General features: G+C 64.3%; 9 protein-coding genes. 7 read left to right on the top strand and 2 right to left on the bottom strand.

Annotation, left to right across the window (positions count from 1 at the left end):
• Positions 1–11: 11 nt before the first annotated feature.
• From AUL39_RS06655 to AUL39_RS06645, 3 genes are all read left to right on the top strand, one after another.
• Complete coding sequence (locus AUL39_RS06655; protein ID WP_082667306.1) at positions 12–1,280, top strand: cysteine desulfurase family protein; 1,269 nt, start codon at positions 12–14, stop codon at positions 1,278–1,280.
• Complete coding sequence (gene mnmA / locus AUL39_RS06650; RefSeq protein WP_059054789.1) at positions 1,280–2,371, top strand: tRNA 2-thiouridine(34) synthase MnmA; 1,092 nt, start codon at positions 1,280–1,282, stop codon at positions 2,369–2,371. The genes AUL39_RS06655 and mnmA overlap by 1 nt, the downstream gene beginning before the upstream one ends.
• Before the next feature lie 69 nt (positions 2,372–2,440).
• Positions 2,441–3,793 (top strand): lysylphosphatidylglycerol synthase transmembrane domain-containing protein, encoded by a 1,353-nt coding sequence (locus AUL39_RS06645; protein ID WP_235810783.1) that lies wholly within the window; start codon positions 2,441–2,443, stop codon positions 3,791–3,793.
• 63 nt (positions 3,794–3,856) lie between these two features.
• Here AUL39_RS06645 and AUL39_RS06640 read toward each other — a convergent pair whose 3' ends face one another.
• Positions 3,857–4,801 (bottom strand): lactate/malate family dehydrogenase, encoded by a 945-nt coding sequence (locus AUL39_RS06640; protein WP_059054787.1) that lies wholly within the window; start codon positions 4,799–4,801, stop codon positions 3,857–3,859.
• A 51-nt stretch (positions 4,802–4,852) separates the two neighbouring features.
• Positions 4,853–6,013, bottom strand: a complete 1,161-nt coding sequence (locus AUL39_RS06635; protein ID WP_059054786.1) for a DUF389 domain-containing protein — start codon at positions 6,011–6,013, stop codon at positions 4,853–4,855.
• Between the two features lie 1,117 nt (positions 6,014–7,130).
• On the opposite strand from AUL39_RS06635, the gene AUL39_RS06630 reads away from it, so the two are divergent.
• The 4 genes from AUL39_RS06630 to AUL39_RS06615 all read left to right on the top strand — a co-directional run bounded on the left by AUL39_RS06630 (position 7,131) and on the right by AUL39_RS06615 (position 13,200).
• The gene (locus AUL39_RS06630) at positions 7,131–8,627 is read left to right on the top strand and encodes a TerB N-terminal domain-containing protein (RefSeq protein ID WP_160327046.1); all 1,497 of its coding nucleotides are present in this window, start codon (positions 7,131–7,133) and stop codon (positions 8,625–8,627) included.
• Positions 8,624–10,009 (top strand): ATP-binding protein, encoded by a 1,386-nt coding sequence (locus AUL39_RS06625; RefSeq protein ID WP_059054784.1) that lies wholly within the window; start codon positions 8,624–8,626, stop codon positions 10,007–10,009. The genes AUL39_RS06630 and AUL39_RS06625 overlap by 4 nt, the downstream gene beginning before the upstream one ends.
• A 6-nt stretch (positions 10,010–10,015) precedes the next feature.
• The gene (locus AUL39_RS06620; RefSeq protein WP_059054783.1) at positions 10,016–12,427 is read left to right on the top strand and encodes a DEAD/DEAH box helicase; all 2,412 of its coding nucleotides are present in this window, start codon (positions 10,016–10,018) and stop codon (positions 12,425–12,427) included.
• A 167-nt stretch (positions 12,428–12,594) separates the two neighbouring features.
• Positions 12,595–13,200: a hypothetical protein gene (locus AUL39_RS06615; protein WP_059054782.1), complete on the top strand. Its 606-nt coding sequence runs from the start codon at positions 12,595–12,597 to the stop codon at positions 13,198–13,200.
• The last annotated feature ends 51 nt before the right edge of the window (positions 13,201–13,251 follow it).

Raw genomic sequence — 13,251 nt, 5'->3', positions numbered from 1 at the left:
CGCCCGACCGCATGGTGCCACGGTCTGCCGCGCAGGTGCAGGCCACGAGCGGCGCGGGCGCGCCTGCCCCTGCCCGCGATGTCTACCTGGACTACGCTGCCGCCACTCCGCTAGACCCCAGGGTCCTCTCGGCCATGGAGCCCTACCTCACACGCTGCTTCGAGAACCCCTCGGCCCCGTACGCCCGCGCCCGCGCGGCGCGAGATGCCGTTGAGGGAGCGCGGGCGGACATTGCGCACCTCATGGGCGCCAAGCCAGATGGCGTCATCTTCACCGCTGGCGCCACCGAGGCCAACAACCTTGCCTTTGCGGCAGCGGACGGTGGCGTTGTGACCGACGCCGCCGAGCATGAGTCCGTCCTCGCCTGCGCCCAGGCACGCGATGCCGTGGTGGTGAGCGTGGGCGCCGACAGCCGCGTTGACCCGGAGCGGCTGTGCGCGGCCATTGGCCCCACCACGCAGCTCGTCTCGGTTGAGCTTGCAAATGGCGAGGTGGGCGCCGTGCAGCCCGTGCGAGAGATTGCCCGCAGGGTCGCCGTGGTGCGCCAGCAGCGCCTGGCCGAGGGGAGCCGCGTGCCCCTGTGGCTGCACACGGATGCCTCGCAGGCCGCCGGCTCGCTCTCGTGCAACGTGACCTCGCTTGGGGCCGACATGGTCACCCTCTCTGCCGCAAAGGTCTACGGGCCAAAGCAGGTGGGCGTCCTCTGGGCGGGGGAGGGTGTGCGCCTGCGCCCTCTGGTCCTCGGCGGCGGCCAGGAGGGCGGCGTGCGCTCCGGCACCGAGAACGTTGCCGGTGCGGTGGGGTTCGCTGCCGCGCTCTCAATCGCGCAGGGCTGCCGCGCCGAGGAGTGCCGCCGCGAGGAGGCGCTGCGTTTGCGGCTTGAGCGCGCCCTTGCGGACGAGTTCCCCGGCATGGTGGTCTCGGGGCCGAGAAGCCCCAAGCACCGCCTTCCCGGCCTTCTCCACGTGAGCTTTCCCGGCCTCGAGGCCAGGCGCCTGGTGGTGCTTCTCGAGCGCCGCGGGGTCTCTGTTGGGACGGGCAGCGCCTGCGCGGCCAGCCGCATGCGCGAGAGCCACGTCCTTCACGCTATGGGGCTGCCCCCGGAGGTCTCGGCGGGGAGCCTCCGCATCACGATGGGTCGGCAAACCAGCATGGACGACATCGACTACGCCGCGGAGCAGATTGCAGACGCCGTGCGCACGGAGATGCAGCGCACGGGCATCACGCAGGAGGACATGCTCAACCGTGCCGGTGGCCTGGCAGTGGGGAGGAGACGCTAATGGGCGAGAAGGTCTTTCTCGGCCTCTCCGGAGGCGTGGACTCGGCGCTCTCTGCCGCGCTCCTTGTGGAGCAGGGCTATGACGTCACGGCCGTCTACATGCGCAACTGGTCGCGCGACCTGCCGGGGTACCGCTGCCCTTGGGCAGACGACCTTGCGGACGCCGAGCGCGTTGCTGTGACCCTGGGCATTGGCCTCGAGGTCTGGGACTGCGAGGAGGAGTACCAGCGCACCGTTGTGGACTACCTGGTGGACGCCTACGCGCACGGCCTCACACCCAACCCCGACGTGATGTGCAACCAGACCGTCAAGTTTGGCACCTTCGCCGACCGTGCCTTCGCACGCGGCGCGGACCTCATCGCCACGGGACACTACGCCCGCGTGTACCAGGACCCCGCGACGGGTGCCACGCAGCTCCTGCGCGCTGTGGACGAGCACAAGGACCAGACCTACTTTCTCTGGCGCGTAGGGGAGGAGGCCTTCTCGCGCACGCTCTTCCCTGTGGGTGAGGTGCGCGACAAGGCCGAGGTGCGCCGCATGTGCGCCGAGAGGGGCTTGGGCGTGGAGTCCAAGCCGGACTCCGACGGCATCTGCTTCGTGGGACCCGTGGGCATTCGCACCTTCCTCCTGGACACGCTCGAGCGCCGTGCTGGGGACATCGTCGAGTGGGAGACGGGTCGCGTCCTGGGTCATCACGACGGCGCCTTCCTGTTCACGGTGGGCCAGCGCAAGGGGCTCGACCTGGGCGGCGGCCCCGCTCGCTATGTGGTCTCGACGGATACCGAGAAGAACGTGGTCTACGTGACTGCCAACCCGGCCTGCCCCGGCCTCTGGTGCACACAGCTCGACCTCTCCGACGTGCACTGGATTGCTGGCGAGCCCCCTTTGGACGGCACTTATCTTGTGAGGACGAGACACACGGGCGAGCTTCGAGAGGCGCGCGTGGAGGTGCTTGACGGCGGGCGCGCCCGCGTGAGCTTCCCCGAACCCGTGCGCACGGTGGCGCCGGGGCAGTCTGCCGTCATCTATGGGGGTCTCGTCTGCCTGGGCGGAGGAATCGTGGAACCAGACCCGGTGGCCTATAATCGATAGGCTAGCTCTAATGATGTAGTCGGTCGACGCCCACGGCGCTTGCCTGGGACTGGCGGGTCGGAGGGGTTTGTGGCAGAGGACGCCGATAAGAATGTCCCTGCGGCGCAAAAGCGCCCCAAGGCTCCAAAGCCACAGGTCGTTGGTGCCAAGGTGAGCCCCGCCAAGTCCAAGGCAAAGCTTGCTCCCAAAGCCACCGGTGCTGCCCCCAAGGCCGCCGCTGGCAGCGCCCCCAAAGCGGGCGCTGGCGCCAAGGTCAAGTACCGCGTCAACGCCGTGAAGGCGGTATCTGCCCAGGACCGCGAGGCCGACAAGCAGAGCATGGGCCAGGTGCACAAGAGCCTGGTATTTCTCGGCATCGTCACGCTTGCCTACCTGGCGTACCTTATCTTCTCCGGCCAGATGGACGTGTTTCTCAGCAGCCTCTCGCAGGTCGACAGCTCCTGGATCCTGCGTGGCGCCCTCTGTTACCTGGTCTACTACGCCATAGGCGTCTCTGCCTACGTGCTTTCGGTTGTCGCAGATCCCAACTCTCCCGTGGGCGTACGCGACCTCATGAGCGTTGAGGCGGCAGGCATCTTCTTCATGAACCTCACGCCCAACGGCATGGGTGCCGCACCGGCGCAGATCTACCGCCTTACCCGCTCGGGCCTTTCCGTTGGCGGCGCCGGCGCGCTCCACTCCACGCGCTTCATCATGTACGAGGCGGGCGAGGGCATCTTTGCGGCCATCATGCTCATCTTCCGGCTTGACTACTTCCTCAACTCCTTTGGCGACTTCATCATCATTGGCATCCTGCTCTTTGCCTTTAAGATTCTGGAGTGCGTGGTGCTGTTTGCCATCTGCGCTTACCCCAAGTTCTTCTCGAGCATTGGCAACTGGGTGCTGCGCTTTGCCAACAAGCACGGTTGGGTGAAGGACTACGACCACTGGTACCAGGTCGTGAACAACCAGATCATGGAGTTCTCCGACGGCTTCAAGTCTGCCGCCAAGAACAGGGGTGACCTCATTGGCGTGCTGGTGCTCACCCTGCTGCAGCTGGGCTGCCTCTACGCACTGCCGTGGTTTGTGCTCAATGCCTTTGGCAAGGAGGCTGACCTCATCACCTGCCTGGCGTCCGGCTCGATGCTCGAGCTGCTCACTTCCGCCATCCCTCTGCCCGGCGGCACCGGCGGCGCCGAGGGCGGCTTTGCCCTGCTCTTTGGCAAGATGTTTGGCGCGCAGGCCTCGGCGGGCTTCGTGCTCTGGCGCGCCATCGAGTACTTCCTGCCCACGCTGTGCGCGGCGCCGCTTCTGGGCCTGCGCTCGACCAGCGGCGAGAGCATCAACCACCGATTCAAGCGCTACGGTGCGCGGCTGCACGGGCTCTTCTCGCGCAGGGGCGGCGGCAAGGGCTCTGGCGGCATCAAGATCACGTTCAAGTAGAGAAACGGCGGGAGCGCATCGTGGCGCCCCCGCCGTTTTCGCAACGCCTTCCGGCTGCGTGGCCTACCAGGAGACCTTGACGATGTTCTCCTCGATGTGCTTGCAGCTTGCCTGCCAGCGCTCCTGCTCGTGCGGCGTCATGGTGGGGACGATGACCTTCTCGACGCCGCCTGCGCCAATCACGCAGGGCAGCGACGCATAGTGGCCGGATACGCCGTAGACGCCCTCGACCAGTGTCGAGACGGGCGTCACGAGTTTGGTGTCGCCCAGGACGGCCTCGATGATGGCGACGGTCCCGTTGGCGATGGAGTACTCGGTGCAGAACTTGCCCACCATGGTGGCGTAGCCGCCGCGCACGGCCTGCATCTCAAGCGCGTCGCGGTCGAGCGCGACGCCCGTCTGGGCTTCCAGCTCCCCGGGCGTGAGGCAGCCAAAGGTGACGTGCGACCACAGGGCAAACTCAGAGAAGCCGTGCTCGCCAAGCATCCAGGCGTTGATGGATGCCTGGTTGAGGCCGGTCGCGCCGGCAAGCGCATGCTTGAAGCGTGCGGAGTCGAGCGTGGTGCCCGAGCCCAGGACGCGGCGGGGGTCGCAGTCTGCCAGGTCGCGTATCTCGGTGGCGATCACGTCGTTGGGGTTGGCGACGCTCACCCAGATGCCCGTGAAGCCCGCGTCCTCGATGCGGCGGACGAACTTCTTGGGCTCCTCCGTGGTGGGGACAAGCTCGCCGTCGCGGTCGGTGCGGGCGGCGTCTACGTGGCCTGCGGCGTTGACAATGACGTCGCAGCAGGCAAGCTCCTCGTAGCGGTCATCGCACTCGACGACGCGCGCGGGGCGGGGATAGAAGCTCATGGCGTCGAGGAGGTCGTTCGCCTGTGCGCGGCAGAGCTTCTCGTTTGTGTCCGATAGGCGAATCTCGTCCGCAAGGCCCTGTGCGAGCAGCGCGTTTGCGACGTGCGCTCCCACGTGGCTGCAGCCGATGATGCCGATGGTCGTATGTGTTGCCATGTCCTGTGCTCCTGCTCCTTGTGTGATGGTTGTGTTACGCGGCCCATTGTCTCACTCGGTGCTGGGGCTTGCGGTGTCCATAGCGAAGCGGACCTCGTCCACGCTGGGCACGTGCACGCGTACGAGCGCCTCGGCGCGGTCCTGTTCGTCTTTGGAAAGCGTTCGGCTACTGGTGACCGTTGCCACGATGCGCTTGGTTGGTTGAGAAGGGCCCGCGTCAAAGCCGTACTCGGTTCCCACGGAGTAGCGCTCGACTTCGGGCTGGACCGCCTTGAGCTCCTGCGTTGTGAGTGCCGTCTCGTACTGGTCCGAGGTCTGGGAGATTGTTGCGGCGGTATCGGCCGAGCTCTTGGTATGCTGCTGGACGGTCTCCTGGACAACGCCTGTGGTCACTATGAGGCAGGGGATTGCAAAGACAAGCGTCCCGATGATGACGTGTCTGCGCAGCCGATGCGAGATGGCAACTGCCTCCTCGCTCTCCTGCGGGGTCACTATGCCGTCGTCGTTGACGTCTCGGTGGAGTGGGACGTGCAGGAGGAGCAGCACAACCTCTGCGGCAAGCGCAATGAAGACCACGTTGACACCAAACTCGTAGAGCGCGCCGGCAAAGCGCGGAAGGCTCTGCTGCGCGATGCCGTAGCCGGCCGAGCATAGGGGCGGCATGAGGGCAGTTGCCACGGCAACGCCCGCTATGAGGGTTGATGGCTCCTGCTTGCGGGAGTTGCCCAGCCCGCCCGCAAAGCCGCCGGCAAGCGCGATGAGCAGGTCCCAGATGGTGGGGGTCGAGTTGTCGAGGAGTGCGCTGGTCTCGAAGGGTATGGGCGTGAGGAGGAAGTAGATGGTGGAGGTTGCAAGGCAGATGACCATTTGGAGCGCCAGGCCGGCGGCGGCGTGGCGAAGAAGCCGCACGTCGGCCGTGGCAACGGAGTAGGAGATGGCGAGCACCGAGCCCATAAGCGGGCAGATGAGCATGGCACCTACGATAGCCTCGGTGGAGTCCGTGTTGAGGCCAATCGAGGCTATGAGCATGGCGACAATGAGGATGCACATGTGCGTGCCATCGAGCTTCGAGCCACCTACGAAGCGTTTGCGGATCTGCGGCCAGGAAGCGCGGCCTTCTCGCACGTCAAAGGCGCGCCTGAGCGCCGTGGCGCCTCGACGTGCCCAGCTTTCGTCTGCGCTCGTGCCTGCCGCTTTGTCCTTCTCGGCCATCGCTGCACCTCGAAATCCCGGTTCGACCTATCCATATGTCAGCCTCGTTCACTCTTGTGCCCCAAAGGTGGGACAACAACGCTGTACGAGGGTGCGTGGTGGCAACATTTTCGGTAGCTTGGCACGGATTGGTGGTTGGGATACGGTTTTTCGGGGGAGCCCCGAGTACAAATCGATTAAATAATTGTTGAACCGCAGGTCAAGTAATTGCTGTATGTAAAGTGATATATAAGCAATGCAACAAAAACTACTGCCAACCGGAAGTTTGATTTTCGTCGCAGCCCGATGCCCTCCAAAAGCCGGCCTTTACGCCCGAGAGCATCCTCCACACACCCAAGTAATTCGTAAAAGGGGCTACTGTGGAAGCAGACCTCCGGTTGTCAGCAGTTTTTGCTAAACTCTTTATATGCTTGAAGGCCAGTGTCAAATCGTCTACCTGCAGTTAAACAATGCTTTAATTAGTTTGTACTCGGGGCTCCCCCGAAAAACCGTATCCCAACCGTTAGATTGTGCCAATACGGCGTCTCGGGTAGCGCTCCCGGCGGTCCGGTAGGCGCTCTAATTACGCACGGCTGAGGATGAGACGAGCAAAAGCCCAGGTCGACACAAACCTTAATCCCGACCGTGCGTAGTTCGGGAACGAGAGCAGCTCCGGCAAGTCAGTTTCGATGGGGCTTGAGCTCTCCGGTAACGTTACCTGCGCACAAATCAACGTACACGTGTTCTCATTCTGCTCGCGAGGGAGTAGAATGGTTAGCCACGAATGGTGCGTCGCGCGGGGAGGTGCGAGTTGGACGGGGACGGTACGAGCCACTCAACAAATCGCACGCGCTCGCGTGCCGAGGAGGTTATTGAGCAGATTCTTGCCTCGAAGGACGGGCGCTCCCTCACTAAGATGAGCCAGAATACCTACTCTGAACAGCCAATCCTTCGTACGGGCGCAGACTTTGCTCGCGAGCGCGCAATGCGGCGCCAAGAGGGGCGTGAAGCCGCGCGCAATGCCCGCGAGCAGCGCGTCGAGAGGCGGCACCAGCAAGCGAGCGTCTCTTCGTCTACTTGGGAATCGTCCGCTGTTCCCGAGTCTGCGCAGCCTGCATGGCCGTCGTTCTCATTTGTAATGCCGTCCTTCTTCGCGGAGGACAGCATGGAGCTTGCAGATTCCGAGCTTCCTCCCACGCTGCAGGAGCTACGGCATCTGGAGAAGGAGAATCTGCGTCCGGGCGAGCTCTTCTGTCGTCAAGCCCGCCTTGCTGCAAAGTTTGAGGACAACCTGCCCTTTGAGGGGTTCCACCCTTATCGCTACCTGCCAACATACAAGGATCTTGGCAACCGAGAGCTTCGCGGGTACTTCACCTGGCGCGCTGCCTGGCGTCGCGGCATGACCATTGATGTGCCGGCAACCTACGTCACTATCCTTGCATTTGAGCTCATAAATGGCGTGGGAGCCACTCCGGGGCCCGAAGTTCTCGCCTGCCTACGTGCGCTCGAGCAGCGCTGCGCCGAGCAGGACGCGCACGGCATTGGCCCCAGCGTGACGATGGACCTCCGACGCTGGGAGCGCGACTACGCCATCTGCATGGGTCTTGACGTTCAGCAGACGGTCACGGAGACAGACCGTGCATTTGGCGCCGGCGTTGAGACGCTGCGGGCCATGGAGCGCGCCGAGCTCTCCGCCCGCGGGCTTCTCAAGGACCAGCAGGCAGAGAAGGTGCCCGCCCCAACAGACGATGAAGTCATGGTGGCGATGGGCAACGTCTCTACCATGGACATCTCTCGCTCGCCCTTCGTCCGTGCGCATCGTGAGTCCTTCGCTGCCGTTGCCGCCGCCGTGGCGCGACGCATGGCTGTGCACTGCAATCGTCGCCGGAAGACGGGATGGGTCGACGGCCTGGTGGGCTACCGCACGTCGTGGCCGTTCACGCCCCTGGCGGGCGTTCCGCTTGAGCACGGCTGGGAAGGCCCCGAGCGTACCGTTCGCGTTTGCCCCGGCCAGACGGTAAGCTTCCGCTTTGGTCGCTGGGTGGAGCGGCAGGCGTACTCCACCACCGAGCGAAGCCGCGAACTGGCGCGTCTCCTGCGGGCCATCGATCGCCAGATGCGCATCGACTGGGTCTTTGGCCATCCCCTCAAGGAGCAGGTGCTTCCTCGCTACCTCCAGAAGATGGTTGCGGAGGAAAGCCAGGCGCAGCACGAGCGCGAGGAGGAGGCCGAGAGGCGTCGGTTCAAGGTCGACCTCTCCAAGCTGGGCAACATTCGCAGCGCGGCGGCAGTCACACGCGAGGCGCTCCTGGTGGACGAGGAGCGCGAGGGGTACGTTCCTGGTGACGTTGCGGTGGAGCCCGCGGTTGCGCCTCCGACGCCGGCACCTGCACCCGCGCCGCAGGCTGCAGGGACGCCCCTCGGCCTCACCGAGCAAGAGCGTGCCCTTCTCGACGCGCTTCTCGCTCACAAGGAGGCCCCTGCCACCGCGGGAACGTCCCTCGACATGCTTGTCGACTCAATCAACGAGAAGCTTTTTGACCTCGTGGGAGACACGGTGATGGAGTTTGGCGACGCCGGTCCCACCCTTGTCGAGGACTACGAGCAAGACCTGAGAGGATATCTACAACCATGACGCTAGCAACCCCAGAGCAGGCACCGCGCGTTCCTCGGCGCATCGCGCAGGTGATCATCAACTCCCTGAAGGGCGGCGTCGTTCCGCGCGTGGGCCTGCCCTACATCACCGTGGGTCGCGACCGCGAGGTTGCCGCGCTCCTGCACGACCTCGACCTCGTTGCCGATGGTGGCGCCAGCTTCCGCTTTCTTGTGGGCCGCTACGGCAGTGGCAAGAGCTTCCTGCTCCAGACCATCCGCAACCATGCCATGGGCAGGGGCTTTGTTGTGGCAGACGCAGACCTCTCGCCCGAGAGGCGCCTGCAGGGCACGGGCGGCCAGGGTCTCGCCACTTACCGGGAGCTCATTCGCAACCTCAGCACCAAGACCAGGCCCGAGGGCGGCGCCCTCAACCTGGTGCTCGACCGCTGGGTCTCCAACGTGCAGTCGCAGGTGACGCTCGAGGACGGTCTTTCCCCGGATGATCTGGCGTTCGCCGATGCCATGGAGCGGCGCATCATGGGCACCATGGCCTCGGTGCAGGAGTTGGTTCACGGCTACGACTTTGCGCGCCTTCTCACCATGTACTGGCGCGCCCACCTCGAGGGTGACGACGAGACCAAGGCAAACGTCACCAAGTGGTTCCGCGGCGAGTACCGCAACAAGACCGAGGCCAGACGCGAGCTGGGCGTGGGCATCGTGATAGGTGATGACGACTGGTACGACTACCTCAAGATCCTCGCAACCTTCCTCGTGGGGGCAGGCTACAAGGGGCTTGTCATCCTCCTTGACGAGATGGTGAACCTCTACAAGATCCCCAACGCGGTGAGCAGGCAGTACAACTACGAGAAGGTGCTCACCATGTACAACGACACGCTCCAGGGAAAGGCGCACCACCTGGGCATCATCATGAGCGGAACGCCCCAGGCGGTGGAGGACAGGCGTCGCGGCCTCTACTCGTACGAGGCGCTGCGGAGCCGTCTCACGCAGGGGCGCTTCTCGCAGGACGGCCTGGTGGACATGCTGGCGCCAGTCATCCGCTTGGAGCCGCTTACCCATGAGGAGCTGCTGGTGCTGGTCGAGAAGCTTGCGGACATCCACGCGGGGCTCTTTGGGTACCAGCGCACCATCACCCAGGACGAGCTCGTGCGCTTCCTCGAGACCGAGTACGGCCGCGTGGGCGCGGACACCCACCTCACCCCACGCGAGGTCATCCGTGACTTTGTCGAGATGCTCGACATCCTCTCACAGAACCCCGGCGTTACGGTTGAGCAGCTACTTGGCAGCGGGCAGTTCACGTCGCCGGTGAAGGCGCCGGCAGAGCAGGACGCGGCGTCGTTTGCCAGCCCAGGAGGCGGACAGGTCCCAGCCGCGCAGGACGAGTTCGCTGAGTTCGACATCTAGGCCGCCATGGACGCTTTCGACCGCTACGCGCCATTCATCCAGGACTTCATCTACGACCACGACTGGCAGAGTCTGCGAGCCGTGCAGGTTGCCGCCGCAGACGCCATCTTCAACACAGACGAGAACGTCCTGCTCACGGCTTCCACCGCCTCGGGCAAGACCGAGGCTGCGTTCTTCCCCATCCTGACAGAGCTCTGGGAAGACCCGCCGGCCTCGGTGGGGTGCGTCTACATTGGCCCGCTCAAGGCGCTGATAAACGACCAGTTCCTGCGTCTTGAGGACCTTTGTGCTGAGGGCAACATACCCGTGTGGCACTGGCATGGCGACGTCTCCCAGTCGCACAAGGCAAAGATGCTCAAGCATCCCTCGGGCATCCTGCAGATCACGCCGGAGTCGCTCGAGTCAATGCTGCTGCACCGGCACAATGCCATCCCGCACATCTTTGGTGACCTGCGCTTTGTCGTGATAGACGAGGTTCACTCGCTCCTGCGGGGAGACCGTGGAGGCCAGACGCTTTGCTGCCTCGAGCGCCTCTCGCGACTGGCAGGCGTGGTGCCGCGCCGCATTGGCCTCTCAGCCACCATCGGCGACCCAGAGGCAACGGGCGCGTATCTCTCCGCAGGTACGGGGCGTGGATGCGTCATCCCCAGGCTGGAGGCCCCCAAGGAGCGCTGGCGCCTCTCGATGGAGCACTTCTACGTGAGTGGTCCGCAGGCGCCGGAGCGCGGCGAGGATGGGCTTGGGCACGGTGCTGGTGCGGAACCAGCGGAGGCAACGTACGAGACGCCCCAGCAGGTGGCTGCCGAGGAGCGCGTGCCCAGCCGAGAAGAGCGCGCGGAGGACGTCTCGCCAAGCGTCGCTGCGCCCCAGACGGAGCAACCGGAACCCGAGGCTCCCACTGACAGGGCGCCCGTCTTCGCGGATCCTGGCCTTGCCTATGTCTTCGAGCACACGCGTGGCCGCAAGTGCCTGGTCTTTGCCAACTCTCGCGAGGAGTGCGAAGCCGTTACCACAACGTTGCGCCAGTACTGCGAGGCGGTGGGGGAGCCGGACCGCTTCCTCATCCACCACGGCAACCTCTCGGCAAGCTTCAGACAGACGGCCGAGGAGCTCATGCGTGACGAGGATGCCAACCTCACCACGGTTACCACCTCGACGCTTGAGCTGGGTATCGACATCGGACGCTTGGAGCGGGCGTTCCAGATCGACGCGCCGTTTACGGTGAGCTCGTTTCTGCAGCGCATGGGGCGCACCGGCAGGCGCGGCCAGCCAAGCGAGATGTGGTTCGTGATGCGTGAGGACGAGCCTGAGGCCAGGGCGCTTCTGCCCGAGACCGTGCCTTGGAAGCTCCTGCAGGGTATCGCGCTCGTGCAGCTCTACGTGGAGGAGCGCTGGGTTGAGCCCCCACGGCTGGACGGCCTGCCCTACAGCCTCCTCTACCACCAGACCATGGCGACGCTTGCCTCTACGGGTGAGCTCTTGCCCGCAGACCTGGCGCGCCGCGTGCTTACCCTCTCGCCCTTCCATCGCGTGACAGCAGATGACTATCGCACGCTGCTGCGGCACCTCGTCGAGACCGACCAGATCGAGCGCACCGAGACGGGCGGGCTCATCGTTGGCCTTGCGGGCGAGCGCGTGACGAACGACTTCCGCTTCTATGCAACGTTTGCCGAGGACGAGGAGTACACGGTGCGCTCGGAGTCCCAGGAGCTGGGGACCATCGTGCAGCCGCCGCCCGTGGGGGAGCGCATTGCCATTGCGGGCGCCGTTTGGGTGATCGAGGAGATCGACTACAAGCGCCATCTCATCGAGTGCACGCAGGTTAAGGGCAAGGTCCCCGCGTACTTTGGAATATGCGCAGGAGACGTGAACACCCGCGTGCTCGAGCGCATGCGGGGCGTTCTCCGCGAGACGTGCGACTATCCCTACCTGCGCACGAATGCGCGCGCCCGGCTGGCGCAGGCGCGTCATGTGGCGTCGTTAGCCCATCTGGCGTCAGAGCCGCTCGTGTGCCTGGGTGGTACCTCATGGTGTCTTCTGCCCTGGCTGGGGAGCTACGCGTTTCTCGCGCTCGAGCGCTTCCTCAAGATTCGCTGCGCCGACAAGCTCGGGCTCAAGGGGCTGGACTCCTCGCGCCCATACTTCATGCAGTTTACGATGAGCGCCGATGCGCATACGTTCTACCGCGTGGTCAAGGAGGAGGCCGCGCTCCCGCTTGACCCCATGGAGCTGGTCTATCCCGGTGAGGTTCCTCGCTTCGACAAGTACGACGGGTTTGTGCCCGACGAGCTGGTTCGCAAGGGCTTTGCCTATGGCGTGCTAGACGTTGAGGGCATGCTGGCACGCGTGCTTTCGTGGCCGGATGCGCCCGGATATGACATTCCCGCCTTGCCTTGCACAAATCTGTCAGGAATCTGACGAGAACAAATGTTCTCATACATGGTACGATATTATCGCAAGGGATGAAGCCACCCCGGAGGCCCCCACTGGCACGTGATGGCGCACCTCTCCCTTGCAAACAACGCTCGAGCGTGGTCGGCGACGGCCGGCCTCCTGTTGGCTGCTTGAGGTTTGGGGGCAATCATATGTCTGGATACCAGGAGAGTTTGGTCAAGGTCGGCTGCTTGGCGGAGGCGGCTGGCATCCGCAAGGCGTTTGACGAGTGGAAGGTCCCGTTCTTCCGCATGTATGGGGTGGAGCGTGCAGTACGGGATGTGAGCCCAGACCTCCCCTCCAGAGAAGGTGACATGCTCTGCCTGCCCCGCATTCCCATAAGAGAGGGAGATCTGTTCGTGGTGCTGTGTGGGGATCGGCATCCCTATCAGTGCTGTAGCGGAAGATGGTTCTACATCGATGGGCTCGCAGACGCCGTGCACGAGAATTACCGCTCCTACCTTGTTCCCGTGGACGAGGACAGGGTGCGTTCCTCTTGGGGTGACAATGCTCGTCTCGCCCAGCGCTCGTATGTGAACTGGAAGGACTACCTAGCAAATGTCGAGGCTACCTGGGACAAAGACGAGGTCGATCCCAGGGCGCGCTTCGCAGAGGTTGTCTATGGCATTGACGCAACGGCGCCTGCAATTATGGGGATAGACCCAGATCCCATCTACGCCATCGCGCGGATGCTTCGAGAACGTGGAATCACGGGAGCAATTGTCAACGGCAAGGTTCCGATGGAGGACATTATGTAAGTGTTTGGGTGGTGTTGCGTGGAGGGCCGCTTCAGTGGGCGGTTCCTAGGG

The sequence above is a fragment of the Tractidigestivibacter scatoligenes genome (genome assembly GCF_001494635.1).
Classification (GTDB): domain Bacteria; phylum Actinomycetota; class Coriobacteriia; order Coriobacteriales; family Atopobiaceae; genus Tractidigestivibacter; species Tractidigestivibacter scatoligenes.
Note: the sequence above shows the minus strand (reverse complement) of the source record. Positions and strands in the feature narration are given on the sequence as shown.